This window comes from Micromonospora sp. CA-246542, assembly GCF_050942905.1.
Lineage (GTDB): Bacteria > Actinomycetota > Actinomycetes > Mycobacteriales > Micromonosporaceae > Micromonospora.
This window is the reverse complement of the sequence record NZ_CP192040.1, coordinates 6,208,301-6,234,766: the sequence shown is the minus strand read 5'-3', so window position 1 is coordinate 6,234,766 and position 26,466 is coordinate 6,208,301. Positions and strand designations below refer to the sequence as shown.

The 26,466-nt window shown below is 72.9% G+C and carries 26 protein-coding genes and 2 pseudogenes; 14 read left to right on the top strand and 14 right to left on the bottom strand.

The window, feature by feature from the left end:
- Positions 1-54 precede the first annotated feature (54 nt).
- The gene (locus ACQP0N_RS28890) at positions 55-681 is read left to right on the top strand and encodes a helix-turn-helix transcriptional regulator (protein ID WP_433115505.1); all 627 of its coding nucleotides are present in this window, start codon (positions 55-57) and stop codon (positions 679-681) included.
- On the opposite strand, the gene ACQP0N_RS28885 is transcribed toward ACQP0N_RS28890, so the two are convergent.
- Together ACQP0N_RS28885 and ACQP0N_RS28880 are read right to left on the bottom strand one after the other, a co-directional pair.
- Positions 653-1,804 carry a pyridoxal phosphate-dependent aminotransferase gene (locus ACQP0N_RS28885; RefSeq protein WP_433121873.1) on the bottom strand — a complete coding sequence of 384 codons (1,152 nt, stop codon included), beginning with the start codon at positions 1,802-1,804 and terminating at the stop codon, positions 653-655. The genes ACQP0N_RS28890 and ACQP0N_RS28885 overlap by 29 nt on opposite strands.
- A gap of 79 nt (positions 1,805-1,883) precedes the next feature.
- Positions 1,884-2,828, bottom strand: a complete 945-nt coding sequence (locus ACQP0N_RS28880) for an MmpS family transport accessory protein (protein ID WP_433115503.1) — start codon at positions 2,826-2,828, stop codon at positions 1,884-1,886.
- Between the two features lie 240 nt (positions 2,829-3,068).
- Between ACQP0N_RS28880 and glmS the strand changes: the two genes are divergently transcribed.
- Complete coding sequence (gene glmS / locus ACQP0N_RS28875) at positions 3,069-4,982, top strand: glutamine--fructose-6-phosphate transaminase (isomerizing) (protein ID WP_355050715.1); 1,914 nt, start codon at positions 3,069-3,071, stop codon at positions 4,980-4,982.
- Positions 4,983-5,081: 99 nt separating this feature from the next.
- On the opposite strand, the gene ACQP0N_RS28870 is transcribed toward glmS, so the two are convergent.
- Both ACQP0N_RS28870 and ACQP0N_RS28865 read right to left on the bottom strand, forming a co-directional pair.
- Positions 5,082-6,704, bottom strand: a complete 1,623-nt coding sequence (locus ACQP0N_RS28870; RefSeq protein ID WP_433115501.1) for an alpha/beta hydrolase — start codon at positions 6,702-6,704, stop codon at positions 5,082-5,084.
- A 73-nt stretch (positions 6,705-6,777) separates the two neighbouring features.
- Positions 6,778-7,074, bottom strand: a complete 297-nt coding sequence (locus ACQP0N_RS28865) for a hypothetical protein (RefSeq protein WP_355050713.1) — start codon at positions 7,072-7,074, stop codon at positions 6,778-6,780.
- 174 nt (positions 7,075-7,248) lie between these two features.
- On the opposite strand from ACQP0N_RS28865, the gene ACQP0N_RS28860 reads away from it, so the two are divergent.
- The 6 genes and pseudogenes from ACQP0N_RS28860 (at position 7,249) to ung (ending at position 12,688) form a co-directional block, all read left to right on the top strand.
- On the top strand, positions 7,249-7,617 hold the full coding sequence (locus ACQP0N_RS28860) for a holo-ACP synthase (RefSeq protein ID WP_355050712.1): 369 nt from the start codon (positions 7,249-7,251) through the stop codon (positions 7,615-7,617).
- A gap of 55 nt (positions 7,618-7,672) precedes the next feature.
- A pseudogene (locus ACQP0N_RS28855) lies at positions 7,673-9,140 on the top strand (NAD(P)H-hydrate dehydratase).
- A gap of 79 nt (positions 9,141-9,219) precedes the next feature.
- The gene (gene alr, locus ACQP0N_RS28850; protein ID WP_433115499.1) at positions 9,220-10,338 is read left to right on the top strand and encodes an alanine racemase; all 1,119 of its coding nucleotides are present in this window, start codon (positions 9,220-9,222) and stop codon (positions 10,336-10,338) included.
- Positions 10,338-11,441, top strand: a complete 1,104-nt coding sequence (locus ACQP0N_RS28845) for an alpha/beta fold hydrolase (RefSeq protein ID WP_433115497.1) — start codon at positions 10,338-10,340, stop codon at positions 11,439-11,441. Before alr ends, ACQP0N_RS28845 begins: the two co-directional genes overlap by 1 nt.
- Positions 11,438-11,920, top strand: coding sequence for a tRNA (adenosine(37)-N6)-threonylcarbamoyltransferase complex ATPase subunit type 1 TsaE (gene tsaE, locus ACQP0N_RS28840; protein WP_355050708.1), 483 nt, complete (start codon positions 11,438-11,440; stop codon positions 11,918-11,920). The genes ACQP0N_RS28845 and tsaE overlap by 4 nt, the downstream gene beginning before the upstream one ends.
- A 66-nt stretch (positions 11,921-11,986) precedes the next feature.
- Entirely contained in the window at positions 11,987-12,688 is a 702-nt protein-coding gene (ung, locus tag ACQP0N_RS28835; protein ID WP_433115495.1) for a uracil-DNA glycosylase, read from the top strand.
- A 34-nt stretch (positions 12,689-12,722) separates the two neighbouring features.
- On the opposite strand, the gene ACQP0N_RS28830 is transcribed toward ung, so the two are convergent.
- Both ACQP0N_RS28830 and ACQP0N_RS28825 read right to left on the bottom strand, forming a co-directional pair.
- Entirely contained in the window at positions 12,723-13,427 is a 705-nt protein-coding gene (locus tag ACQP0N_RS28830) for a helix-turn-helix domain-containing protein (protein WP_433115494.1), read from the bottom strand.
- A 143-nt stretch (positions 13,428-13,570) separates the two neighbouring features.
- Positions 13,571-13,777: a hypothetical protein gene (locus ACQP0N_RS28825; RefSeq protein WP_433115492.1), complete on the bottom strand. Its 207-nt coding sequence runs from the start codon at positions 13,775-13,777 to the stop codon at positions 13,571-13,573.
- A 274-nt stretch (positions 13,778-14,051) separates the two neighbouring features.
- On the opposite strand from ACQP0N_RS28825, the gene tsaB reads away from it, so the two are divergent.
- Genes tsaB through ACQP0N_RS28805 form a run of 4 tightly spaced genes read left to right on the top strand, consistent with a single transcriptional unit; the run spans position 14,052 to position 16,516 of the window.
- On the top strand, positions 14,052-14,729 hold the full coding sequence (tsaB, locus tag ACQP0N_RS28820) for a tRNA (adenosine(37)-N6)-threonylcarbamoyltransferase complex dimerization subunit type 1 TsaB (RefSeq protein ID WP_433115490.1): 678 nt from the start codon (positions 14,052-14,054) through the stop codon (positions 14,727-14,729).
- The gene (rimI, locus tag ACQP0N_RS28815) at positions 14,726-15,208 is read left to right on the top strand and encodes a ribosomal protein S18-alanine N-acetyltransferase (protein ID WP_433115488.1); all 483 of its coding nucleotides are present in this window, start codon (positions 14,726-14,728) and stop codon (positions 15,206-15,208) included. Before tsaB ends, rimI begins: the two co-directional genes overlap by 4 nt.
- Positions 15,201-16,247, top strand: coding sequence for a tRNA (adenosine(37)-N6)-threonylcarbamoyltransferase complex transferase subunit TsaD (gene tsaD / locus ACQP0N_RS28810; protein WP_357126354.1), 1,047 nt, complete (start codon positions 15,201-15,203; stop codon positions 16,245-16,247). Before rimI ends, tsaD begins: the two co-directional genes overlap by 8 nt.
- Positions 16,248-16,261: 14 nt before the next feature.
- Positions 16,262-16,516 (top strand): hypothetical protein, encoded by a 255-nt coding sequence (locus tag ACQP0N_RS28805; RefSeq protein WP_053660576.1) that lies wholly within the window; start codon positions 16,262-16,264, stop codon positions 16,514-16,516.
- Between the two features lie 23 nt (positions 16,517-16,539).
- Here the strand turns inward: ACQP0N_RS28805 and ACQP0N_RS28800 are convergent, their stop codons facing one another.
- From ACQP0N_RS28800 to ACQP0N_RS28765, 8 genes and pseudogenes are all read right to left on the bottom strand, one after another.
- Positions 16,540-17,280: a DUF4142 domain-containing protein gene (locus ACQP0N_RS28800; protein ID WP_433115486.1), complete on the bottom strand. Its 741-nt coding sequence runs from the start codon at positions 17,278-17,280 to the stop codon at positions 16,540-16,542.
- 156 nt (positions 17,281-17,436) lie between these two features.
- Complete coding sequence (locus ACQP0N_RS28795; protein WP_433115484.1) at positions 17,437-17,742, bottom strand: DUF1707 SHOCT-like domain-containing protein; 306 nt, start codon at positions 17,740-17,742, stop codon at positions 17,437-17,439.
- A gap of 19 nt (positions 17,743-17,761) precedes the next feature.
- Positions 17,762-18,943 carry an ROK family protein gene (locus ACQP0N_RS28790; RefSeq protein WP_357126345.1) on the bottom strand — a complete coding sequence of 394 codons (1,182 nt, stop codon included), beginning with the start codon at positions 18,941-18,943 and terminating at the stop codon, positions 17,762-17,764.
- 22 nt (positions 18,944-18,965) lie between these two features.
- Positions 18,966-20,228, bottom strand: coding sequence for a sugar ABC transporter permease (locus ACQP0N_RS28785; protein ID WP_433115482.1), 1,263 nt, complete (start codon positions 20,226-20,228; stop codon positions 18,966-18,968).
- The gene (locus tag ACQP0N_RS28780) at positions 20,225-21,043 is read right to left on the bottom strand and encodes an ATP-binding cassette domain-containing protein (protein WP_433115481.1); all 819 of its coding nucleotides are present in this window, start codon (positions 21,041-21,043) and stop codon (positions 20,225-20,227) included. Before ACQP0N_RS28780 ends, ACQP0N_RS28785 begins: the two co-directional genes overlap by 4 nt.
- Positions 21,044-21,156: 113 nt before the next feature.
- The gene (locus ACQP0N_RS28775) at positions 21,157-22,245 is read right to left on the bottom strand and encodes a sugar ABC transporter substrate-binding protein (protein ID WP_357126335.1); all 1,089 of its coding nucleotides are present in this window, start codon (positions 22,243-22,245) and stop codon (positions 21,157-21,159) included.
- Positions 22,246-22,422: 177 nt separating this feature from the next.
- Positions 22,423-22,902, bottom strand: a complete 480-nt coding sequence (ybaK, locus tag ACQP0N_RS28770) for a Cys-tRNA(Pro) deacylase (RefSeq protein ID WP_433115478.1) — start codon at positions 22,900-22,902, stop codon at positions 22,423-22,425.
- 9 nt (positions 22,903-22,911) lie between these two features.
- Positions 22,912-24,092 (bottom strand): annotated as a pseudogene (locus ACQP0N_RS28765) (THUMP-like domain-containing protein).
- A 258-nt stretch (positions 24,093-24,350) separates the two neighbouring features.
- Here ACQP0N_RS28765 and groES point away from each other — a divergent pair.
- On the top strand, positions 24,351-24,665 hold the full coding sequence (gene groES / locus ACQP0N_RS28760) for a co-chaperone GroES (RefSeq protein WP_030330046.1): 315 nt from the start codon (positions 24,351-24,353) through the stop codon (positions 24,663-24,665).
- Between the two features lie 70 nt (positions 24,666-24,735).
- The gene (gene groL / locus ACQP0N_RS28755; protein ID WP_433115476.1) at positions 24,736-26,373 is read left to right on the top strand and encodes a chaperonin GroEL; all 1,638 of its coding nucleotides are present in this window, start codon (positions 24,736-24,738) and stop codon (positions 26,371-26,373) included.
- The last annotated feature ends 93 nt before the right edge of the window (positions 26,374-26,466 follow it).

Below are 26,466 nucleotides of genomic sequence, written 5' to 3'. Positions count from 1 at the left end.
TCTCCCACTCTGCGCGATACATTGTGACAATGCAAGACGCGTACCGGAGGTGACATGGCGATCCAGCACGCCGTCCTCGCCCTGCTCGCTGGTGGCCCCAGCCACGGCTACCAGCTCAAGGGGGCGTTCGAGGCCGCCGTCGGCCCGCAGTGGGGGCCGCTGAACATCGGCCACCTGTACCAGATCCTCGACCGGCTCGCCCGGGACGAACTGGTCGTCGCCGAACGGCAGCCCCAGCCGATCAAGCCGGACCGGGTCGTCTACGAGATCACCCCGGCCGGGCGCGCGGAGCTGGCGCGGTGGTTGGGCGAGCCGAGCCCGCGCAGCGGCGGATTCCGGGACGACTTCTTCCTCAAGGTCACCGCCGCCGCCCGGTCCGGCTCCGCGGCCACCGTTCGTGCCGTGCTGAGCAACCAGCGCGGGCACCTGCTGCGCGAGCTGCGCAATCTGGACGGCCTCCGGCGGGCCGCCGAGGATCCGGTGGTCGGGTTGCTGCTCACCGCGGCGAGCCGGCACGTGACCGCCGACCTGTCCTTCCTGGACGACGCCGAGGCGGTGCTGCTCGGCGACGAGGGCCAGCTGCTCACCCGACTGGCGTCGTCCACCCCGGATCGGTCGGTGACCGATTCGGACGCGAGCGGCTCCGGGCCCGTCAGCGGGTCAGAGCGCGCAGCCGGGTGACCGCCTCGGCCAGCACCTCCGGGCGCTTGCAGAACGCGAACCGGACCAGCCGCCGGCCGGCCTCGACGTCGTCGTAGAAGACCTGGGTGGGCACCGCCACGACGCCGCAGCGTTCCGGCAGCGACCGGCAGAACTCCATCCCGTCGGTGCCGCCGAGCGCGGTGACGTCGGCGGTCACGAAGTACGTGCCCTCCGGCGTCAGCACGTCGAACCCGGCGTCCGTGAGGCCGCCGATGAGCTGGTCGCGCTGCTGCTGGAGCCCGTCGCGGAAACCCGTGTAGTAGTCGTCGGGCAGGGCCAGCGCCACCGCGACCGCCGGTTGCAGCGGCGCGGCGTTGACGTAGGTGAGGAACTGCTTCACCCGCAGCACCGCCGAGACCAGCGCCGCCGGGCCGCTCACCCAGCCGATCTTCCAGCCCGTGCAGGAGAACGTCTTGCCGGCCGACGAGATGCGCAGCGTCCGCTCCCGCATCCCCGGCAGCGTCGCCAGTGGCACGTGCGCGCTGGACGCGTCCGTGAACACCAGGTGCTCGTACACCTCGTCGGTGACCGCGTACGCGCCGAACTCCTGGCACAGCTCGGCCACCAGCGCCAGCTCGGCCGGCGTGAACACCTTGCCGGTCGGGTTGTGCGGCGAGTTGAGCAGCACCAGCCGGGTGCGCGGCCCGAACGCCGCCCGCAGCGCCGCCGGGTCGAAGGCGTACCGGCCGTCCGCGCCGGGGCGCAGCGTGACCGGCCGCCGGACCGCGCCGGCCAGGGCGATCGAGGCGGCGTACGAGTCGTAGTACGGCTCGAAGCAGACCACCTCGTCGCCCGGTTCGCAGAGAGCGAGGATGCTGGCCGCCACCGCCTCGGTCGCGCCCGCCGTGATCACGATCTCGCCGTCCGGGTCGTACGCCAGGTCGTAGAACCGGCGCTGGTGCGCCGCGACGGCCGCACGCAGGGCGGGGATCCCCGGGCCGGGCGGGTACTGGTTCTGCCCGCCGCGCAGCGCCTCGGCGGCGGCGGCCAGCATCTCCGGCGGGCCGTCCGTGTCCGGGAAACCCTGGCCGAGGTTGACCGCCCCGGTCCGTACGGCGAGGGCGGACATCTCGGCGAAGATCGTCGTACCGAACGGCCGCATCCGGGCCACCAGCGGGTCGACATCGGTGCTCGTCGTCACCTGCGCCAGCCTACGGTCACCCGCTGACCCGACTCCAGCTTCACTCGGGCTCACAACTGGTGGCCCAGGTCCCCTGGGTCGTGTTCGTCACGGGTTTTCCGGCGCCGGTGACCGTGACGGTGCAGCCGATCGGCCTTTCCTCGTAGTCGGACCACCTGGCCTCCACCATGACCCTGCTCTGGCCGTTGGTGCGGATGGTCATACGCCAGGGCAGCTTCGCGCCGTCGGCGTGGATGAGATCGCTCTCGGCGTCGAAGTACGCGATGTCCGCCCGGCCCACTCCGGTGACCTCGTAGACCACCGTCACGGGGGCCGGACCCGACGTCGGACGCGTGATCGGCTTCTTGGTGGGCCCCGCCGTGGGGGTGTCGGGCACGGTGGGCGGCTCGGGCGCGATGCTCGGCGGCCAGGTGTCGTCGCCGAAGGGGTCGCTGTCGTACGGGTCCTCGGCGACCGTGTCCGGGGCGAGCCGGCTGAGCAGTGACCCGGACACGCAGAAGCATCCGCACCCGAGGAGGGCGAGCGCCGCGACGATTGCGACGACGATCCCGATCACCCGACCGGCGCTGGCGGCCGGGCGAGCGGGCGGCGGATAGCCGGGATAGAGGTACGGCGGTGGGTAGCCGGGCGGTGGATAGCCGGGCGGTGGATAGCCGGGTGCCGGGTAACCCGGCGGGTAGCCGGCCGACGGCTGTCCTGGTGGTGGGGGTGGCGGCCAGGCGCCCGTTCCGGCGGGGTCCGGCGTAACCGGTATGCCGCCGGTGGGATCGGGCGTCCACGACGTGGGCGGGGGCGGCGGGGTCCAGGCCGGTGGGGGCGCCCAGGGCTGGCCCGGCGCCAACGGATCCGGCGTCGGGAAGGCGTCCGGCGCGGCCCACCCGGACGGCGGGTTCGTCGGCGGCTGCGTGGCCGTCGGGTCCGGCTGCGTCGGAGCGGGGTCCGGAGGTGGCGTCGGGGACGACTCGGGGGGCGGCGCGTCGGACATGGCTGCTCCGGGCGGGAGTGGGTAAGGGGTCGAGGAGTCAGCGGAGCGTGCGCCGAACCCGCCGGAAGACTGTCGTACGCCCCGGCCGTCCCGCAACCCCGTCCGGTCTCGTGAAACGCCGGCCCGGCTCGTGACGCTCGTCCCATTGCGGCCCACCAACCACCGATCGCTCAAATCCGGTGCTTGTTTAGCCGGCTTTCGAGCACCCATGATGAGCGAAACTGGGTTAGGCTGCGGGCCATGTGTGGAATCGTGGGATACGCCGGCGCGCGCCCGGCGCTGAGCATCGTGCTCGACGGGCTGCGGCGGCTGGAATATCGGGGCTACGACTCGGCGGGCGTCGCCATCGTCTGCGACGACCAGCTCCTGACCGAGAAGAAGGCCGGCAAGCTCGCCAACCTCGAAAAGGTGCTCTCCGAGCGTGCTGCCGACGACCCGACCTCCTGCGCGGCCAGTCCGATCGGCATCGGTGACGGCACCACCGGCATCGGGCACACCCGGTGGGCCACCCACGGCGGGCCGACCGACCGCAACGCCCACCCGCACGTCGCGCCTGACGGCCGCGTCGCGGTGATCCACAACGGCATCATCGAGAACTTCGCCCGGCTCCGCGCCGAGTTGGAGGCCGACGGCGTCCAGTTCACCAGCGACACCGACACCGAGTGCGCCGCGCACCTGCTCTCCGCCGCGCTGGCCGACCTGCGCGCCGCCGGCCAGCCGGACGGCCCGCAGCTGCTCGCCGCCGGCATGCGTGTGGTGTGCCAGCGGCTGGAGGGCGCGTTCACCCTGCTCGCGGTCGACGCCTCCGTGCCCGGTGCCGTCGTCGGCGCCCGGCGCAACTCGCCGCTGGTCGTCGGGCGGGGCGACGGCGAGAACTACCTGGCCAGCGACGTGGCCGCGTTCATCGAGCACACCCGCGAGGCGGTGGAGCTGGGTCAGGACCAGATCGTCCTGATCACCGGCGACAGCATCGAGATCACCGACTTCGACGGTCAGCCCGCCAGCGGCAAGGACTTCCACATCGACTGGGACTCGTCCGCCGCCGAAAAGGGCGGTTACGACTGGTTCATGCTCAAGGAGATCGAGGAGCAGCCGCAGGCGATCGCCGACACCCTGCTCGGCCGACTCACCGAGAGCGGCGAGATCGCCCTGGACGAGGTCCGCCTCAGCGACCAGGATCTGCGCGACGTCGACAAGATCTTCATCGTGGCCTGCGGCACCGCGTACCACGCCGGCCTGGTCGCCAAGTACGCCATCGAGCACTGGACCCGGATCCCGTGCGAGGTGGAGTTGGCCAGCGAGTTCCGCTACCGCGATCCGGTGCTCGACCGGTCCACGCTCATCGTGGTGATCTCGCAGTCCGGCGAGACGATGGACACCCTGATGGCCCTGCGGCACGCCAAGGAGCAGAAGGCCCGGGTGCTGGCCATCTGCAACACCAACGGCTCGACCATCCCCCGCGAGTCCGACGCCGTGCTCTACACCCACGGTGGGCCGGAGATCGCCGTCGCCTCCACCAAGGCGTTCCTCACCCAGGTCGTGGCCTGTTACCTGATCGGCCTGCACCTGGCCCAGGTACGCGGCATCAAGTTCGCCGACGAGGTCGGCGCGGTCGTGGCCCAGCTCCAGGAGATGCCCGGCAAGCTGCGTGAGCTGCTGGACCGCATCGAGCCGGTCCGCGAGCTGGCCCGCGAGCTGAAGTCCGAGCCGACGGTGCTGTTCATCGGCCGGCACGTCGGCTACCCGGTGGCCCTCGAAGGCGCGCTCAAGCTCAAGGAGCTGGCGTACATGCACGCCGAGGGCTTCGCGGCCGGCGAGCTGAAGCACGGCCCCATCGCCCTGATCGACAAGGGCACCCCGGTGATCTGCGTGGTGCCCTCCCCGGTGGGGCGCGGCATGCTGCACGACAAGGTCGTCTCCAACATCCAGGAGGTCCGGGCGCGTGGCGCGCGGACCATCGTGATCGCGGAGGAGGGCGACGAGGCCGTCGTCCGGTACGCCGACCACCTGATCTACGTGCCGCGTACGCCCACCCTGCTCGCCCCGCTCGTCACCACCGTGCCGCTCCAGGTGTTCGCCGCCGAGATCGCCGCAGCTCGGGGGCACGACGTGGACCAGCCCCGCAACCTGGCCAAGTCGGTCACCGTCGAGTAGTCGACAGCCACGCCCGGAGCCCCGGCCGCGCCGCACCCGCGGTGGCCGGGGCTCCGTCGTCGGCGTCGCGTCCGGTGGCTCGTCGGCGGCCCGGTCCCGTCACCGGCCCAGTACGACGCGGGCCATCCCGTCCAGCGCCGGGTTGTCCGGCTCCCAGTAGCCGGCGTGTCCACCGCTGCCGCTGCGGAACACCCGGCCGCCGAACCCGGCGTCCGCCGGGTCGTGACCGAACCACAGCTCGTGGCCGGTGCGATCCGGCCAACCCAGCACCGCAGCGAGCGGAGCCGCGCCCAGCAGGGCCGGCCGGCCCAGCTCGTCCACCGGCCGGGCCAGGCGGATCACGTCGTCCGGTGCCCTGCTGGCCCACACCTGCCCGGCCGGGATGCCCAGCTCGTCGGCGCGCGCCACGCCCACCCCGGGCGAACCGACGAACATCAGCGCGTCGGCGGCCAGCCCGTGCTCCCGGGCGGCCACCCCCACCACCAGCGACCCGTAGCTGTGCCCGAGCACCGTCTGCCGGGCCGGCGACCCCTCGTGGGTGGCGCGCAACCCCTCCTGGAAACGGTGCAGCGCCGGCCCGGCGTCCCGGGCCTGGCCGGCGGACGCCGCCTCGGTCAGGAAGTCCGGAGCGTCGTAGTCCAGCCACAGCACGGCCGCGCTGCGCTCACCCGGCGCGAGCGCCGCGCAGCGCTCCAGCACCCGGGCGGCCCGACCCAGCTCGCCGGGGGCGTCGTCCAGCCCGGCGGTCATCCCCGGCACGTACGTCAGCACCCGATCGGCGTGGTCCGGGTCGTCGAGCGCCACCACCACCCGCCCCTCACCGGTCGGGTCCAGCCCCAACAGGTACGCCCGCGGCGCCCCGCCGGCCAGCCGCTCGGTCAGCGTGTCCAGGCCGGCCAGCCGCGCGGCCAGCGCGCGCAGTCGCACCGACGCCAGCGGTCCCGGCGGCACCCGGGCCAGCAATCGCCGCCGCTCGGCCAGCAACTCGTCACGCCGCGCGCCGAGCAGCAGGCGGTTGGCCTGGTCGCGGGCCGCCACCGGTACCCCGTCCAGGGTGCCGACCAGCGCCGGTTCGTGCCCCACCAGCCAACGCCGCTGGGCCGGCGTCAACCCGGACCACCAGGCGCGTACGACCGGCGGCGACGCCCCGGCGGCCGGCCGGCCGGGCGGTGCCGGGGACGCCCAGCCGGTGCCGGCCGCACGGGCCAGCTCCGCCAACCGCGCGGCGGCGGCCCGATCCGCCGCGTCGGCGCGCCCGATCGCCGCGCGTACGGCCACCGCCACTCCCGCCACCGCGACTCCGAGCGCCGCGCCCGCCGCCGTGCCGGCTGCCGACCCTGCCGCCGTGCCGGCTGCCGACCCCGCCGCCGTGCCGGCCCTCGTTCCTGCCGGTGACCCGGCTGCCGCCATGCCGGCTCCGTCGGGGTGCGTGGGGTCCACCGAAGCCGCCCGCACACCACCGGCTCGGTCCACCACCAGGCCGGCCGCGTCGGCCCGGGCGACCGCCTCGGCGAGCTGGGCCTTCGCCACGGCGAGCTGCCGGGCCAACTCGGCCAGCGTCTGGTCGGCCTCGATCAGCGCCGGCGCCACCGACGTCAGCTCGTCGGCAAGGCTGGCGAGCCGGGCGTCGGCTGCCGTGGCCGCCGCACCGGACCAGCCACTGCGCAGCCGTCCGGCCGTCCCGGCCAGCTCGTCGGCGTGACGGTGGACCGGGCCGGTCAACCCGGCCCAGGCCGATCCGGCCGCCCGCCACCCTCCGGATCGGCCGCCCAGAGCTGCCGGTAGCCGACCCCGCTCACCGGGGCACGGTGACGAACCGGCCGGCGGCCCGGTCGTCCACGGTCTCGTACGCCCCGGCCGCCCCACGGATGCCATCGGCGGTCACCGCCATGGCCGTGCCCAGCCGGCAGAACCAGGCGTGCCCGGCCGCCTCCAGCCCCGCCAGCGCCGTGGCCGTCCGCCAGCCCGGGGCCGGCACCAGCAGCCCCGGCACCCGCGCCAGACCCCACGCCAACCGGTACGCCTCGTCGTCGAGCGCGCCGGCCTCCGCGCGCAGCTCCTGCGGCCGGACGGCGAACGGCTCCTCGGTCATGACCCCACCCCCGTGTTGGATCGGCATCGACGCGGTGAACGCTAGGCAGAGCCGGGCCGCGCCGAGGTGCCCTGTGGATGCCGGGCTGCGGTCGTACCCGGGTCTGTCCACAGGCGTTGCCCACCGCGGGCCCGACGGCTAATCTGCCGCCCCCGCCGCCGGTAGGGTGGTCTGGTGATCGTCGCTGTCGGCCTCGACGTCGTCCTGGTGGACCGGTTCACCCGGTCCCTGGCGCGGACGCCGCTGCTCGCCGACCGGCTCTTCACCGGGCCGGAGCGGGTCACCCGTTCCGGCGGTCCCCGCTCGCCGGAGTCGTTGGCCGCCCGCTTCGCCGCGAAGGAGGCCGTCGCCAAGGCCCTCGGCGCTCCCGCCGGCCTGCGGTGGCACGACTGCGAGATCGTGCCCGACACCGACGGCCGGCCGTGGCTGAGCGTCACGGGAACCGTCGCGGCGGTGGCCGCCGAGCGGGGGATCAACCACTGGCACCTGTCGCTCTCGCACGACGGCGGGATCGCCTCGGCGATGGTGGTCGCGGAACGGTGACGTCGGCCGGGTGGGCCGTGCCGGCCAACCCGCGGAACGGATGGGACACGGTGACATGAGACCGGTGTGGCGGGTGGGCGACGTACGGGCCGCCGAGGCGGGGCTGATGGGCACGCTGCCGGAGGGCACGCTGATGCAACGCGCCGCCGCCGGGCTGGCCCGCCGGGCCGCCCTGCTTCTCGCCGAGCGCGGCGGCGTGTACGGCGGCCGGGTGCTGCTGCTCGTGGGCTCGGGCGACAACGGCGGCGACGCGCTCTACGCCGGTGAGCGACTGGCCCGCCGGGGCGTCGAGGTCTCCGCCCTGCTGCTCACCCCGGCCGGGCGCACGTCGCCGGGTTGGCCGCGCTGCGGGCCGCCGGTGGTCGGTTGGTCGACCGCCCCGCCGGCCCCGTCGACCTGGTCCTCGACGGCATCGTCGGGATCGGCGGCACGGGTGGGTTGCGGGCGAACGCGGACGAGGTCGTCCAGCGGCTGGGCGACCTGCGTGGGCGCGACGGCCAGCGGGCCACCGTTCTGGCCGTGGACGTGCCGAGCGGGGTCGCGGTGGACACCGGGCACGTGCCGCTGTCCGCGTCCGGCCGGCCCACCGCCGTCCGCGCCGACGTGACCGTCGCCTTCGGCGCGCTCAAGCCCGCCCTGGTGGTCGGGCCGGCCGCCGCGTTGGCGGGGCAGGTCGAGCTGGTCGACATCGGGTTGGAGCCCTGGCTGCGGGGCACCCCCGCGCTGAACGTCACCGACTGGTCCGACCTTCAGCGGTGGTGGCCCGAGCTTGGCGCCGCGTCGGAGAAGTACACCCGGGGTGTGGTGGGGGTGGCGACCGGCTCGGCGACGTACCCGGGCGCGGCGGTGCTCTCCGTCGGCGGGGCGCTCGCCGGGCCGACCGGCCTGGTCCGGTACGCCGGTGGGGCCCGCGACGAGGTGCTGCGCCAGCACCCTCGGTGATCGCCACGCCCCGGGTGGCCGATGCCGGCCGCGTGCAGGCGTGGGTGTGCGGCTCGGGGTTGGGCACCGGAGACGAGGCGGCGGCCGAGCTGCGGGCCGTCCTGGCGACACCGGTGCCGGTGGTGCTCGACGCGGACGCGTTGACCCTGCTGGTCGACGGTTCACTCGCCGACCGGCTGCGCGGCCGGGACGCGCCGATCGTGGTCACCCCGCACGACCGGGAGTTCACCCGGCTGTGCGGGGAGGAGCCCGGCGCCGACCGCGTCGGGTCCGCGCTGCGACTGGCCGCCTGGATGAACGCCGTGGTGCTGCTCAAGGGGGACCGCACGGTGATCGGCACGCCGGACGGCCGGGCGTACGTCAACCCGACCGGCACCCCGGCGCTGGCCACCGGCGGCACCGGCGACGTGCTGGCCGGACTGCTCGGCTCGCTGCTGGCGGCCGGGGTGCCGGCGGACCGGGCGGCGGCCGGGGCCGCGTACCTGCACGGACTGGCCGGTCGGGAGGCGGCCCGCGGCGGCCCGGTGACCGCGCCCGACGTGGTGACCGCGCTGCGCCCGGTCATCGCCCGGCTGGGCTGATCGTCCCGTCCGACCCGACCGGCGCGGCGGGCCGAGCGTCGCCGCCCACGGTGATCAGGCTGGAAAGTAGGCTGGGCGTATGTGGCAGGCCGAGGTACGCGTCGATCTTGACGCGATCCGCGAGAACGTGAGCCGGCTCCGCTCCGGCACCACCGCCGAGATGATGGCGGTGGTGAAAGCCGACGGGTACGGCCACGGCATGCTCCCGGCCGCCCGCGCGGCACTGGACGGGGGAGCGGACTGGCTCGGCGTCTGCACCCTCGACGAGGCGCTCACGCTGCGCCGGAACGGGATCACCGCGCCCGTGTTGGCGTGGCTGCTCGCGCCCGGGTTGCCGCTGCACGAGGGCGTGAGCGCCGGGGTGGATCTCGGTGCCGCCAGCCTGCCGCAGCTCGACGAGATGATCGAGGCGAGCCGGCGTGCCGAGCGCCCCGCCCGGCTGCACCTGAAGATCGACACCGGGCTGTCGCGAGGTGGCGCCACCGTCGCCGACTGGCCGGCCCTGCTCGACGCCGCGGCGAAGGCCCAGGCCGACGGCCTGGTCGAGGTGGTCGGCGTGTGGAGCCACTTCGTGTACGCCGACATGCCCGGTCACCCGACCACCGACCGGCAGCTCGCCGTCTTCCACGAGGGACTGGCCATGGTCGAGCGCGCCGGGCTGCGCCCCCGGTGGCGGCACCTGGCCAACTCGGCGGCCACCCTGACCCGCCCCGACACGCACTTCGACCTGGTCCGCCCCGGACTGGCCATCTACGGACTGTCCCCGGTGGCCGGCGAGACGTACGGGCTGCGTCCGGCGATGTCCGCCCGGGCCCGGGTGATGCTCACCAAGCGGGTTCCCGCCGGCACCGGCGTCTCCTACGGACACACCTACACCACCAAGTCGGACGCGAACCTGGCCGTGGTGCCGCTCGGGTACGCCGACGGTGTGCCCCGGCACGCCTCCAACACCGGGCCGGTGCAGCTCGCCGGCGCGCGGCGGACGATCTCCGGGCGCGTCTGCATGGACCAGTTCGTGCTCGACTGCGGCGACGACCCGGTGGCCGACGGCGACGTGGCGACCCTGTTCGGCAGCGGCGCCGACGGCGAGCCGACGGCCGACGACTGGGCCGAGGCGGTCGGCACGATCAACTACGAGATCGTCACCCGCTTCGGCAGCACCCGGGTGCCGCGCGTCTACGACGGCGAGCGCCCCTGATGGCGTACCGCATCCCGCGTCCGCGGACCGCGGCCGGCCGCGTGGCCGGCCTGGTCGGCGCCGCGGTCGGGGTGGCGGCGGCCGGTCTGGCGGCCGGCGTCGCGACCGAACGCACCCTGGTCCGCCGGCTGAAGACCGACCCGACCGACCGGTACGCGCAGGAGACGTTCGGCGAGCAGAGGTACGACGAGGCGTTCCGGCTGGAGCTGCCGGACGGCACCGACATCCACGTCGAGGTGGTCGAGCCGACCCGTCCGGTGCCGGGCCACCCGACGGTGGTGCTGGTGCACGGGTTCTGCCTGGACATGGGCACCTTCCACTTCCAGCGCGAGATGCTCGCCGCGCGCGGCGACTACCGGATCGTGGCGTACGACCAGCCCGGTCACGGCCAGTCCGGTCGCTTGGAGACCGGCGAGTACGACCTGGCCGTGCTCGGCCGGACCCTGCGCCGGGTGATCGACCGGGTCGCCCCGGAAGGGCCACTGGTGCTGGTCGGGCACTCGATGGGCGGCATGACCATCATGGCGTTCGCCGAGCTGTTCCCGGAGCTGTTCGGTGACCGGGTGGTGGGCACGGTGCTGATGGCCACGTCGGGCGGTCTCGTCGCGGAGACCAAGCTCGTGGCTCCGGCGCTGCTGGGCCGGGTCGGTGGTCCGGTGCTCTATATGGTCAGCAACGCCACCCGGTACGGCGGCCCGGTGATCGACCGGGCCCGCAAGTCGACCTCGAACGTGGCCTGGCTGCTGACCCGCAAGTACGGCTTCGGCACCCGTAAGCCCAGCCCTCGGCTGGTGTCCTATGTGGAGACCATGAACTCCCGGACCTCGGCCGACACGGTGACCCGCTACCTGCGGACCCTCGCCACGCACTCGCGCTTCCCGGCGCTGGCGGCGTTGGCGAACGCCCCGGTGCTGGTGGTCGTCGGCGACAAGGACATGATCACGCCGGTCACCCACTCCGAGGAGATCGTCCGGCGGCTGCCGCACGCCGAGTTCATCAAGATCGAAGACAGTGGTCACGTGGTGATGCTGGAGCACGCCGACGAGGTCAACGCCGCGCTGGAGCGGTTCCTCGAATCACTGGAGAGCATGGAGGACCGGTGAGTTTCGTCGTCAAACTGCCGACCGTCGAGGACACTCGGGAGTTCGGCCGCCGGCTGGCCGGGCTGCTGCGGGCCGGTGACCTGGTGCTGTTGACCGGCCCGCTGGGCGCCGGCAAGACCGCGCTCACCCAGGGCATCGGCGTTGGGCTCAACGTCCTCGGGGACGTGACCTCGCCGACGTTCGTGATCGCCCGGGTCCACCGGCCCGATCCGGCCCGGGGCGGTCGGGTGGCCCTCGTACACGCCGACGCGTACCGGCTGGGCGCCGCCAGCGACCCGCGCGCCGAGATCGACGACCTGGACCTGGATGCCTCGGTGGACGCGTCGGTGACCGTCGTGGAGTGGGGCGAGGGTCTGGTGGAGCAGTTGGTCGACGCGCACCTGCGGGTCCGTATCGACCGCCGCGACGACGACACCCGAGTCGTCGAGCTGGATCCGGTCGGTGGTGACTGGGCTCGGCGGTTGGCCGAGCTGGGTTAGGGCGCGGCGCTGTCGGACGTGATGCCTAGAGTGCGGGGGACCGACCCGCGCTGGAAGAGGTTTCTGATGCCCGACGATGCCCCCGCCCTGGATCTGCTGGCGCTGCTGCCGGAGCAGTGGCGTGCCGTGCTCACCCCGCACCTCGACCCGGCCCGCACGGCCGCGCTGGCCGAGTTCGTTGCCCGGGAGCACGCGACGCAGACCGTCTTCCCGCCGCTGGAGGACCTCTTCTCGGCGTACCGGCTCTGCCCGCCGGAGGCCACCCGGGTGCTGATCCTGGGGCAGGACCCCTACCACCGGGCCGGGCAGGCGCACGGGCTGAGCTTCAGCGTCCGCGAGGGCGTGTCGGTGCCGCCCTCGCTGCGCAACGTCTTCAAGGAGTTGGGCGAGGACGTGGGCGTGCCCAAGCCGCGTAGCGGCAACCTCGACGGTTGGGCGGCGCAGGGCGTGCTGCTGCTCAACGCGGTGCTGACCGTCCGTCAGGCCACCCCCGGCTCGCACGCGAACGCCGGGTGGGAGGAGTTCACCGACGCCACCATCCGGGCGCTGGACGCCCTGCCGGACCGGGTGGTCTTCCTGCTCTGGGGCGGCTACGCCCGCAAGAAGGCCGGCCTGGTCACCAACTCTCGGCACGTCGTGCTGGAGGCCGGCCACCCGAGCCCGATGAACCCGCGCGGCTTCCTGGGCAGCCGCCCGTTCAGCGCCGCCAACAAGGCCCTCGCCGACGCTGGCCGTCCCACCATCGACTGGGAGCGCACTTCCGGCTGACCCCGACCCGCGTCGCCCGCGTCGTCCTGGGGATCTAGCTCTGGACGGCGCGGTGCCGGGCCCGGTAGCGGCGCAGCAGGTCGGCGGCCCGCGGCTCGGCCAGCTCCAACTCGACCAGCGGCACCACCTGATAGTCGCGGCCACCGTGGCGCACCTCGATCGTCTCGGGCAGTTCGTCGCACATGGTCGCCCTGATCTCGCCGTACCGGGTCGACCAACGGTGTTCGCCCGGCTCCTCCGGCTCCAACCACACCCCGCCGAACTCGCCCCACCGGGCGTTCCACCGCTGGCCGTAGTTCACCTCCAGCCAGGCGGTGAACCGCTTCGAGTCCTTCCACCGCAGGGCGATCTCCACGGCGTCGACCGGCACCGGAGCGCCCTGCAACAGCGCCGCCGTGCTGCCGGTGAGCACCTGCGGAAAGTCGGTCAGTCGGTCCAGCGTCTCGTTGAGGCCCAGCTCGTCGATGCGCTCGCCGATCGGGCGGGCGGCCAGTTCGTCGATGCGAGCGTCGAGGTGCGCGTCCAGCGGCTCGACCGCGACCACCACCTGCACGTCCATCGCGGTGAACAACCGCTCCAGCACGGGGACGCTCGGCGCTCGTTCGCCGCGTTCGATCCTGGCCACCGCCGCCTGGCTGACCTCGGCGAGCCCGGCGAGCTGGCGCTGAGTCAGCTCGCGTCGCTGGCGTTCTTGCCGCAGCACGGTGCCGAGGAGGGTGACGAGGCGAGTCGATGGCATCCCGGCATGCTGGCCCAGCATCAGACGCTCGCGGTAGCTCTGCGGCGGATTCACGACTCGCGGTCTTCCAGGCCGCGATCAGCACGGTCGGGGCCACGTCGCTGAGCGGCGGCGGTAATGCTGATGAGCGTGATGCCTGTGAGTCATCTAGATGACTCACAGGCATCACGCTCATCAGGGTCTTGTTCGCCGTCGCCGTCGCCGTCGCCGTCGCCGTCGCCGTCGCCGTCGCCGTCGCCGTCGCCGTCGCCGTCGCCGTCGCCGTCGCCGTCGCCGTCGCCGTCGCCGTCGCCGTCGCCGTCGCCGTCGCCGTCGCCGTCGCCGTCGCCGTCGCCGTCGCGAAGACGCATGGCGTCGCGTGGCTTGGCGTCGGGTCGCGTGGCGGTCGCGCAGACGCACGGCGTCGCGTCGCGTCGCCTGGCACGGCGTGGCGGTCGCGCAGACGCACGGCGATGCGTGGCGTGGCATGGCGGTCGGAAAGACGCGCGGCGTCGGGTGGCGTGGCGACGGGTGGCGTGGCGACGGGTGGAGTCGTGGCGCTGCTCGTCCGCCGGTTGGCCGGGTGGTGGCCGAGGGGCGGGGCGTCACGGGCGGGCGGTGGCGGGGCCGCTAGGCTGGCTAACCGTGCTCGTACTCGTGGTGGACAGCTCGACCCCCGCGGTGACCGCAGCGTTGGTAGAGATCTCGGCGGACGGCGTCACGTCCCGGGCGCACCGGTGCACGGTCGATGCCCGCGCGCACGGTGAACTGCTCGCGCCCCAGGTCGACGCGGTCCTCGCCGACGCCGGCGCGCGCCCGCGTGACCTGGGCGCGATAGTCGCCGGGCTCGGCCCCGGGCCGTTCACCGGGCTGCGGGTCGGCCTGGTCACCGCCGCCACGATGGGGCAGGTGCTCGGCGTTCCGACGTACGGCGTCTGTTCCCTGGACGCTATCGGCCACCCGGCGGCTGCCGGCGAGCCGGTGCTGGCCGCCAGCGACGCCCGCCGCAAGGAGCTGTACTGGGCCGTCTACGACGGGGCCGGCCAGCGGGTCGTCGGGCCCGAGGTGTCCTCGCCGGCGGTGGCCGCCGCCCGCGCCCGTGAGCTGGGCGCGACGGTCGCGGTCGGCGACGGAGCACACCGGTACGCCGAGGCTCTGGACCTGCCGGTCCGGGTCGAACCGCGCTACCCGGACGCCACCGTGCTGGCGCTGCTCGCCGCCGAGCGGATCCGGGCCGGCGCGCCCGGCGAGCGACTCACCCCGCTCTACCTGCGCCGACCCGACGCCGTGGTGGCCACCGGCCGCAAACCGGTCCTGCCGTGACACCGGTACGGCTGGAACGGTTCCGCTGGTGGCACGTCGAAGAGGCGATGCCGATCGAGGCGGACCTGTTCGGTGCCGGGCAGTGGTCGCCCGCCATGTTCTGGAACGAGCTGGCCAACGGGCACCACTACCGGGTCGCCACCGACACCGACGGGACGGTGCTCGGCTACGCCGGGCTCGCCGGCGCCCCACCGGACGAGGTGTGGGTGCAGGTCATCGCCGTCCGGCGGGACGTCCAGCGGCGTGGCGTCGGCCGCGTCCTCCTGGAGGAACTGCTCGCCGAGGCGAACCGTCGGGGCGCCCGCAGCACTCTGCTGGAGGTGGCCGTGGACAACGCCCCCGCCCAGCGCCTCTACGCGACGTACGGGTTCGAGCCGATCGGGGTGCGTCGCGGCTACTACCAACCGAGCAACACCGACGCGCTGGTCATGCGGCGCGACGCCGAGCCGACCGGGGACGGACCACACGACCATGGCTGACGAACCGCTGATCCTGGGCATCGAGACCTCGTGCGACGAGACCGGCGTCGGCATCGTACGCGGGCACACCCTGCTGGCCGACGCGCTCGCGTCCAGCGTCGAGGAGCACGCCCGTTTCGGGGGCGTGGTGCCGGAGGTGGCCAGCCGGGCCCACCTCGAAGCCATCGTGCCGACCATGCAGCGGGCGCTCACCGACGCCGGCGTCACCCTCGCCGACATCGACGCCATCGCGGTCACCTCCGGACCGGGTCTGGCCGGCGCGCTGCTCGTCGGCGTCGCCGCCGCCAAGGGGTACGCCCTCGCCGCCGAGAAGCCGGTGTACGGCGTCAACCACCTGGCCGCGCACGTGGCGGTGGACACCCTGGAACACGGCCCGCTGCCCGAACCGGCCATCGCGCTGCTGGTCTCCGGCGGGCACTCGTCCCTGCTGCTGGTCGACGACCTGGCCCGGGGTGTCACCCCGCTCGGCGCCACCATCGACGACGCGGCCGGTGAGGCGTTCGACAAGGTGGCCCGGCTGCTCGGGTTGCCGTTCCCGGGTGGTCCGCCCATCGACCGCGAGGCCCGGGCGGGTGACGCCGCCTCCATCGCCTTCCCGCGTGGCCTGACCGCCGCGAAGGACCTGGCGGCCCACCGGTACGACTTCTCGTTCTCCGGTCTGAAGACGGCCGTGGCCCGCTGGGTGGAGGCCCGGCAACGCGCCGGTGAGCCGGTGCCGGTCGCCGACGTGGCCGCGTCCTTCCAGGAGGCGGTCTGCGACGTGCTGACCAACAAGGCCATCGCCGCCTGCCGGGCGCAGGGCATCGACACCCTGGTGATCGGCGGGGGAGTGGCGGCGAACTCCCGGCTGCGGGCGTTGGCCGAGGAGCGGGCCGAGAAGTACGGCATCCGGGTCCGGGTGCCGAGGCCGAAGCTGTGCACCGACAACGGGGCGATGGTGGCCGCGCTCGGATCGCACCTGGTCGCCGCCGGGGTCGCGCCGAGCCGGCTGGATCTGCCGGCCGACTCGGCGCTGCCGTTGACCACGGTCAGCGTGTGACGGGGACGCCGGAGATGATCGTGCGGATGTGGGAGGCGCGCGCCGAGGCGTACGGCGTCGCCGACCTGATCACCTGGGTGTGCGACACCGCCCTGCCCGAGCTGGAGCACGACCCGCTACACGTGTCCAGCGAGGTCTTCTCGTCCACCGACCATCGGGTGGTGGTCATCTCGAAGTGGCGCAGCAACCCTCGCCCGCTGCCAGATCCTCCCGCCCTGCTGGTGGCCCGCGCCCCGCACTCCTGGGACTTCACCCAGGTCGACCGCTGACTCCGGGCCACCTCGACCGTCGGTCAGCTACGACGCAGCATCCGGTAGGTGGCGATACCGCCGGTACCGAGCGCGGCGAGGAAGACCAGCCAGACGACGGTGCTGCTCACTCCGACCTGCGGGCCGGTGTTCGCCGAGGCGGCGGCGAGCAGACCGTCCTTGCCCGGGGCGGGCAGCGCGGCCGGCGGCAGTTCGGGCCACCGGACCAGTCCGGTGGATTCCAGCATCTGCATGTGGTGCTGTACGAAGGCGTTGGCGTCCTCGCAGAGCTTGCGGACGGTGGCGTCGCGGGTGCTGGCCCGTACCGCGCCGATCACCGGGAAGATCTTGCCGTGGGCCACCCGGAGCCGGGTCACGAAGATCTGGTCGAACCGGGCGCCGGAGGCGTTCTGCATCTCCGACAGCCAGCCCTTCTGTTCGGCGGTCGGCTCGGTGGGGATGGACGCGCCGAGCTTGTTGGCGGCGTCCACGACGAGCTGGTCGAGCTTCTGGTGCTCGCCGGCGATGCCGGCCCCGATCTCGCGTACCTTCGCCGACTGTCCCTTCTCGGCGGCCATCTGGCCGGCCGGCATCTCCCACAGCCCGGCCAGGCGCACACCGTTGAGCAGCGTCATGTCGGCGGCGTTGAGCTGCTGCCCACCAGCGGGGGCGGCGATGGCCACGCCCGGCAGGACACCGACCCCCGCGATGATCGCGATGAGCAACATCGCCGCGCGGTGCATCCGGGTTCCCGGCCGACGACGGGCGGTTCTGAGCGGTGCCATGTCTGCGGTGCCTCCTCGGTCCGGACCGAAACGCGTCTGAACCGGGCAGCCGCACCCTGCCGGCCGCCCGTCCGCCCACTGGTACGGACTGATCGTCCGATCAGTTCATCCGCTCGTGCCGTGGAAATGCGGAGCCCGTCGGGCCTGCGACTCGGATCAGCGGGTGACGGCCAGGAAGCCACCGAGCAGTAGCAGGGTGAGCGCGGCGACGGCGAAGAGCACCAGCAGCTCCCGGCGGCCGTGCCCGATCCCGTCGTCGCCCTTCGCCGCGGCTGCGGGATCGGGCAGGGCCGGCAGGTCCCGGGTCAGCGCGGCGAGGTCGCCGAGGGTGCGGGAGGTCCACACCGCGCCGACCCGCTCGGAGAACTCGTCCAGGGTGAGTCGGCCCACCGTGGTGTGCCGGTGCAGCTCGGCGACCACCCGGTGACGGTCGTCGTCGGAGGCGCGCAACTCGACGTCCACGCCGGACAGCGTACGCGGGTCAGCCCACGTCGAGGGGGTCGGCGAGCAGTCGTTCGAAGGCCAGCTCGGCGGCCCCGATCAGGGGTGCGTCCTCGCCCAGCGTCGGCGTACGCAGCCGGACGTGCTCCAGGCACGCGCCGAGTGCGTTCGAGTTGAGCCGGCTGCGGATCTGGGCCGCCGCCGCGAGGTAGAGGTCGCGCATGGTGCCGCCGAAGATGACCATCTCGGGGTTGAAGACGTTGACCAGGTTGGCGACCCCGAAGCCGAGCCAGTCACCCGCCTGGCGTACCGCCGTCTGGGCGCGGGCGTCCCCCCGGTCGGCGGCGTCGAAGACGGCCAGCAGGGCGTCGCGTCCCCGCGCGTCGGAGCGTCCCGCGGCGCGTAGCAGGCCGTGCTCGCCGATCTCGGTTTCCCAGCAGCCCCGGGCGCCGCACTCGCAGGGCCTGCCGTCGCGCACCACCTTCATGTGGCCGACCTCGCCGCCGTACCCGCCGTGTCCGGTGAGCCGACGCCCACCGGCGATGATCCCGGCGCCGACGCCGACGTCGCCGTACAGGTAGATGACGTTGTCGCAGCCGGCCGCGACGCCCCTGGTGTGCTCGGCGAACGCCGCCACGTCCGCCACGTTGCCGACCGTGACCGGCACGTCCAGGCCCATCTCGGCCCCGAGCGCCGCGCCGATCGGCTCGTCCACCCAGCCGGTGGTGGGGCCGAGCCGCACCAGGCCGTCCTCCCGGCGGACCATGCCGCAGACCGCGACGCCGGTGCCGACGCAGATCGCGCCGCCCGGGACCGCCTGCTGCATCTCCTTGACGGCGCCGGCCAGCATCGGCGCGGCCTCCGCGGCCAGCAGACCGCGTGGGCGGTCCAGCTCGCGGCGGTCCAGCACCGCGCCGCCCAGACCGACCCGTGCGGCCCGCAGCCGGTCCACCTCCACGGAGTACGCGTACGCGTACACCCGGGCCGACTCGGGCCGGACGACAATGGACGGTCGTCCGGCCCGGCCGGTCTCCTTCGGCGTTCCCTCACTGACCAGCCCGACGCCGGCCAGGTCGGCGGTGAGCGCGCCGATGGTGCTCCGGTTCAACCCCAGTGCCGTGGTGAGTTCGGCACGGGTGGTCGGCCCGTGGACGTGCACGTACCGCAGCAGGGCCCCGAGGTTCTGCCGGCGAACCTCCTCCTGGCTCGGTGCCGGGCGCATGCTGGTGCTACCTCCCGCGCGGTCAGCGGGAGCCGGTGGCTGCCGCGCGGCGGCGGGAGAGGGCGTCGACGCTGGCGGCGAGCAGCAGCACGACGCCGGTCACCACGTACTTGACTCCCGCGCTGTACCCCATCAGGCCCATTCCGTTTTCGATGACCGCGACCACCGCGCCTCCCAGCACGGCATCGAATACCCGGCCCTTGCCGCCGAAGAGGCTGGTGCCGCCGATCACCGCCGCGCCGACCGCGTAGAGCAGTACGTTACTGCCCCCCGTGTTCGGGTCGACCGAGTTGGCCCGGCTGGCGGCCACGATGCCACCGACGGCGGCCATGGACGAGCAGATCACGAAGACGGAGATCCGGATCCGGTCGACTCCGATGCCGGCCCGGCGGGCCGCTTCCCGGTTGCCGCCGACGGCGTAGATGTGCCGGCCGTAGCTGGTGCGTTGGAGCACGAAGGTCCAGATGACAAGCAGCACCGCGATGATCGGCACCACGATCGGCACACCCTTGAGCGAGACGATGAGGACGTTGCGGCTGCGCTCCAGGTTGAGCACGTACACGGCGGTGCCGAGGATGACGGCGAGCCCGCCGATCCGCAGCGCCACCACCGCGATCGGGTCGGTGATCAGACCGCGGGCCGCCCGGTTGCGGTGGCGTAGCAGTTGCACCGCCGCGTAGCCGACGACGGCGACGGCGGTCAGCGCCCAGCCCAGCGCGGGGGCGAGGTTGCGGTTGGCGATGGCGACCAGCACCTCGTCGCGGACGGAGATGTTGGTGCCCTCCTGCACGAGCAGCAACACGACGCCCTGGAAGGCGAGGAAGCCGGCGAGAGTGACCACGAAGGACGGAATGCCGATCTTCGCGACGAGCATGCCGAGCGTGGTGCCGATGATGACACCGGTGGCGACCGCGGCGAGGACGGCAACCCACCAGGGGTAGCCGAGCACGGTGACCACGTTGGCCAGTACCGCCGCGCAGACACCGCTGGCGAAGCCGGCGGAGAGGTCGATCTCGCCGAGCAGCAGCACGAAGACCAGGCCCATCGCAATCAGCGTGACCGCCGCGCCCTGCGTGAAGAGGTTGGCGAAGTTGCCGGCCGACAGGAACGACGACGGCCGCATGACCGCGAAGACGGTGCAGAGCACGATCAGGCCGAGCACGGCTGGTAGCGCGCCGACGTCGCCACCGCGTACCCGGCTCACGTAGTTGCGGACGTGGCTCCCGACGGTCGGCGGCGGTGTGACGGCCGCCGGGCCGTCCTTGCGCACGGCGGTGGTGGTCATCGGACGCCTCCTGAGATCGAGTCGGCCGGCTGCGGGCCGTCGCCGTTGCCGCCCGGGTCGGTGGCGAGGCCGAGGCCGCCCGAGCGCCCGGCGGTGATCAGCTCAACCACCTGGGCGTGAGTGATGTCGGTGGTCTTCACCTGGGCGACCATCTGGCCGAGGTACAGCGCGGCGATCCGGTCGGAGACGGCGAAGACGTCGTTCATGTTGTGCGAGATGAGCACCACGGCCAGGCCGTTGTCGGCGAGGCGGCGGACCAGTTCGAGGACCTGGGCGGTCTGTGCCACGCCCAGGGCTGCGGTCGGCTCGTCCAGGATGACGAGCTTGCTGTTCCAGAGCACCGCCTTGGCGATGGCCACGGTCTGGCGCTGACCGCCGGAGAGGCTGGAGACGTGCTGGCGAAGCGAGGTGACGGTGCGGATGGAGAGCCCCGCCAGAGTCTCGGCGGCGAGCTGTTCCATGGTCGGCTCGTCCAGGACGATGCCGCTGTGCTTCTCCCGGCCGAGGAACATGTTCTGCACGATGTCCAGGTTGTCGCAGAGCGCGAGGTCCTGGTAGACGACCTCGATGCCGAGCGTGGCGGCGTCGCGGGGACTGCCGATGTGCACCGGTGCGCCGTTGAACAGGACCTCACCGGCGTCGGTGGGGTAGATGCCGCTGATGCACTTCACCAGGGTCGACTTACCGGCGCCGTTGTCGCCGACAAGTGCGGTCACTTCGCCCGGGTGGACGCTCAGGGCGACGTCGCGGAGCACCTGGACGGGACCGAAGCTCTTGTCGATCCCGCGGAGTTCCAGCAGGGGAATCGCGGACACGGGGTCTCCTTCTTAAGGGAGGGTCGGGGCCCGTCCGGCGGGCGCCGCCCGGCACGGGAGGGTGCTCCCGTGCCGGGCGGCGATGGTCGTCCCGGCGGGTACTGCGGCGTCGGTCAGCTGATGCCGGCTTCGGCGCAGAACTTGGCGTACGCCGCGGTGCAGACCTGCTCCTTGGTCGCGTAGCCGTCGGCGATGACGTCCTTGACGTTGTCCTTGTAGATGGCCTTCGGGGTGAGCAGCACCGAGGGGACGTCGCGGTCACCGTCCTTCACCGACTGGCCGGTGTCCTTCTTCTCGCCCTTCGCCAGCGCGATGGCCAGGTCCGCGGCGGCCTTGGCCTCTTCCCGGACCGCCTTGTAGACGGTCATGCACTGGTCACCGGCGAGGATGTTCTGCAGGCCCTCCACGCTGGCGTCCTGCCCGGTCACCGGCACCTTGCCGTTGATTTTGTTCTTCTTCAGGATCGAGATGGCGGCGTTGCCGAGAGTGTCGTTGGCGGCCAGCACGCCGTCGATCTTGCCCTTGGTTGCGGTGAGCTGCTGCTCGAAGATGGTCGCGGCGGTGGGGCCGTCCCAGCCCGGCACGGCGTCGTCCGGGCCCTTGGTGTATTCCTTGGAGTCGAACTTCGGCTTGAGCACCGAGTCGTAGCCGGCCTTGAACAGGGTGGCGTTGTTGTCGGTGGGCGAGCCGTTCAGGTACGACACGACAGGGTTCTTGGCGCCCTTCTCGGTCAGGCACTTCGACAGGCCCTCGCCCTGGAGCTTGCCGACGACCTCGTTGTCGAAGCTGACGTAGTACTGGGCGGAGCCGCCCAGGGTGAGCCGGTCGTAGTCGATGGTGGCGACGCCCTGCGACTTGGCCTTGTCGAGCACGGCCTTGCCGGTGCCGGAGTCCAGGTTGACGATCATCAGGGCGGTGACGCCGCCGGTGATCATCTGGTCGGCGATGGTCTGGAAGGCGGCCTTGTCGTTCTGGGCGTTCTGGATGTCGGACTGGACGCCGGCGGCCTTGAACGCCTCCTCCAGGAAGCGACGGTCCGCCGTCTCCCAGCGGGGGGAGGACTTGCTGTCCGGAAGGATCACGCCGATCTTGGGAGTCTTCTTGGAGTCGGCCGAACCGTTGCCGGAGTCGTCGCCGCAGGCGGTCAAACCGCCGGTCGCGAGCAGGCCCACGGCGGCGATGGTGAGGATCCCCTTACGCATGTGCAGGGTCCTTTCGGAGGTGGGGGAGGTGTTGTTTTGTTGTGTCCGGCAACGTATTCCGCGTCACACTGGCACCACAAGACCACGCAGGTCCCAAGTTTGTTGGAAGCGATAACAATTCAGCAACGCGACTGTTACTCGCCGAACATCCCCCGAAAAGCGCGATGTAACGACAGGTCAGCGGGCCTGCAACGGCGCGCTGCGGGCCCCGGTGAGCGCCACCAGGTCCACCGCCGCCAGTTCGAGTTGCAGCCCGCGCCGACCAGCGGAGACGTAGATCGTCGGCAGGTTCAGCGCGGAGTCGTCGAGCACGGTGGGCAGCCGTCGACGCTGCCCGAGTGGGCTGATCCCGCCTCGCACGTAGCCGGTGGCCCGCTCGGCGACCGTCCGCTCGGCGAGCGCCGCCCGCTTGCCGCCGACCGCCGCGGCGAGCGCCTTGAGGTCCAGCTCACCGGTCACCGGTACGACCGCCACGGTGAGGACGCCGTCCACCTCGGTCACCAGCGACTTGAACACCCGCTCCGGAGCCACGCCGAGGGCCGCCGCCACCAGGGCACCGTAGTTCGGAGCGTCGGGTGCCACCCGGTACGGGTGGGTGCGGTGCGCGATCCCGCGCTTGGCCAGTAATGCCGTTGCCGGAGTGCCCTGTCCCGCCACGCCCCGAACCTAAACCACCGGCCGGCCGATCAGCACGGTCGGCGCTCCGGCGACCCGGGTCAGCACCAGGCTCGCCGCCTGGTCGCCGGCGAGGCGCAGGTCCCGCCGCAACTGCTCGGGCGTCAGCGCCGAACCCCGCTTGAGGATCTCCACCCGGCCCACCCGACGCTCGCGCAGCAACGCCCGTAGGCGCTTGAGCGAGAACGGCAGCACGTCGGTGATCTCCAGGCAGCGCGCGTACGGGGTGCGGGTCGGTCGATCGGCGTAGAGGTACGCGATGCTCGGGTCGGCCAGGGTGGCGTCCAGCTCCGCGGCCAGCTCGGCCACGAGGTGCGCGCGAACCACCGCCGGGTCCGGGTCGTACAGGTAGCGGCGTGCGGGCCCGACCGGCGCCTCCGTGTCGCCCGAGCCGGTGAGCTGGTGGATCTCCCTCCGGTACACGCTGGCACGGCGGGGCACCTCGGCCAGCTCGCCGCACCAGAGCGCGGCCTCGACCAGATCGCCGTCCACGCCGACCCACTCCGCCTCCGCGCCGGCCGGGATGAGCGCGTGGTCCAGGCCCGGCGCCACCTTCACCACCGTGCGCGGCACCCGCTCGGCCAGGCCGGTCACGAAGTCCCAGGGCGGCGAGTAGGCGCGCGGGTCGAAGATCCGTCGTCCGGTGCCGGTGGCCCGTCGGGCCGGGTCGCAGAAGACGCCGTCCACCCGCGACACGTCGAACGCCGTCGCGTCGCCGCACTCGACCGTGAACAGGTCGGCCAGCCCGGCTGCGGTGGCGTTGGCGGCGGCCATCGCCGCGGTCACCGGGTCGGCCTCCACCCCGTACACCCGGATGCCGGCACGGGCGGCGGCCAGCGCGTCCGCGCCGAGGCCGCACCCGAGATCGGCGAGGGTGCGCACGCCGGCCGCGTGCAGCCGGGCGGCCCGCCGGTCGGCAACCACCCGGCGGGTGGCCTGCTCCAGGCCGGGGCGGGTGAGGAACATCCCGGCGGCGGCGGGGCCGAACTTGCCCACCGCCCGGTGGCGCAGCTCGGCCTGGGTGAGGGCCGCCGCCGCCAGCGTGGGGGCACCCCGGCCGCGCGGAGCGCCGACGCCGCGGTCAGTGGATCGCCGCCGGCCAGCTCGGCCGCCGCCGTGAGGGCGGCCGACCCCTCGGGGGTACGCAGTGCCGCCAACTGATCGAGATCCACCTGCCCATTCTCCCGACCGAGGGGAAAATACCGCTGGCGGGGCGCGACGCGCTGGCACTCTCCTTGACGGAGTGCTAGCCACGGAATAACCTGCGATTAGCACTCTCACCCTGAGGGTGCCAGCTTCCGGGTCTCGCGACCCGGATGCGCACGCCAGGCGGACCGGCACCCGCGACGACGGCCCCGCCCGGTGGCATGAGGCAGATTGACGCTGGTCAGCCCCGCTGGCCGGCAACGAAACCAGTACCCCAGGAGGGTATGCCCGTGACTACCGCGACCAAGGTTGCGATCAAGCCGCTCGAGGACCGCATCGTGGTCCAGGCGAACGAGGCTGAGACCACCACGGCGTCGGGCATCGTGATCCCCGACACCGCCAAGGAGAAGCCGCAGGAGGGCACCGTCCTCGCTGTCGGTCCGGGGCGCGTCGACGACAACGGCAACCGGGTCCCGGTTGACGTGCAGGTCGGCGACACCGTCCTCTACTCGAAGTACGGCGGCACCGAGGTCAAGTACGCCGGCGAGGAGTACCTGGTGCTCTCCGCCCGCGACGTCCTCGCGGTCATCGAGAAGTAAGCAACCGATCAGTGTCGCTGCCCCGGTCCGGCTCGCCGGGCCGGGGCAGCGGCGCTTCGAAGGGACATTCATGGCGAAGATCCTCAGCTTCTCGGACGACGCCCGACACCTGCTGGAGCACGGTGTCAACGCCCTCGCTGACGCGGTCAAGGTCACCCTCGGCCCGCGCGGGCGCAACGTCGTCCTGGACAAGAAGTTCGGTGCGCCGACGATCACCAACGATGGCGTGACCATCGCGAAGGAGATCGAGCTCACCAACCCCTACGAGAACCTCGGCGCGCAGCTGGTCAAGGAGGTGGCGACCAAGACCAACGACGTCGCCGGCGACGGGACCACCACCGCGACCGTACTGGCGCAGGCGATGGTCCGTGAGGGCCTGCGCAACGTGACCGCCGGGACCAACCCGGCCGGCCTCAAGCGGGGCATCGACGCGGCGGCCGCCAAGGTCTCCGAGGCGCTGCTCGGCAAGGCCGTCGAGGTCTCCGGCAAGGAGTCGATCGCGAACGTGGCGACGATCTCCGCGCAGGACGCCACCATCGGCGAGCTGATCGCCGAGGCGATGGAGCGGGTCGGCCGCGACGGTGTCATCACCGTCGAGGAGGGCTCGATGCTCACCACCGAGCTGGACGTGACCGAGGGTCTCCAGTTCGACAAGGGCTTCATCTCGCCGAACTTCGTCACCGACCTGGAGGGTCAGGAGTCCGTCCTCGAGGACGCGTACATCCTGGTCACCACCCAGAAGATCTCGGCGATCGAGGAGCTACTCCCGCTGCTGGAGAAGGTCCTGCAGAACAGCAAGCCCCTGCTGATCATCGCCGAGGACGTGGACGGCCAGGCGCTCTCCACCCTGGTGGTCAACTCGCTGCGCAAGACCCTCAAGGTCTGCGCGGTCAAGGCCCCGGGCTTCGGCGACCGGCGCAAGGCCATGCTCCAGGACATCGCGATCTCCACCGGCGCCGAGCTGGTCGCCCCGGAGCTGGGCTACAAGCTCGACCAGGTCGGCCTGGAGGTGCTCGGCACCGCCCGGCGCGTCGTGGTCGACAAGGAGAACACCACGATCGTCGACGGCGGCGGCCAGAAGACCGAGGTCGACGACCGGGTGGCCCAGATCCGCAAGGAGATCGAGGCCTCCGACTCCGACTGGGACCGGGAGAAGCTGGCCGAGCGGCTGGCGAAGCTCTCCGGCGGCATCGCCGTGATCAAGGTGGGCGCGGCGACCGAGGTCGAGATGAAGGAGCGCAAGCACCGCATCGAGGACGCCATCGCGGCGACCAAGGCCGCGGTCGAGGAGGGCACCGTGCCCGGCGGCGGCGCCGCCCTGGTGCAGATCCTCCCCGTGCTCGACGACGACCTGGGCTTCACCGGCGAGGAGAAGGTCGGCGTCTCGATCGTGCGCAAGGCGCTGGTCGAGCCGCTGCGCTGGATCGCGCAGAACGCCGGCCACGACGGCTACGTCGTGACCCAGAAGGTCGCCGGCATGCAGTGGGGCAACGGCCTCGACGCGGCCACCGGCGAGTACGGCGACCTGGTCAAGTCCGGCATCATCGACCCGGTGAAGGTGACCCGCAACGCCGTCACCAACGCCGCGTCGATCGCCGGCCTGCTGCTCACCACGGAGAGCCTCGTGGTGGAGAAGCCGGAGCAGCCCGAGCCGGCCGCCGCCGGTGGCGGGCACGGCCACGGCCACCAGCACGGCCCGGGCTTCTGACCCGGTAGCGACACCCGTTCCGGGGCACACCGCCGTACGGCGGTGTGCCCCGGTTTCGTCCGCGCGAGCATTACCAAGCGATGACGTCGTTGG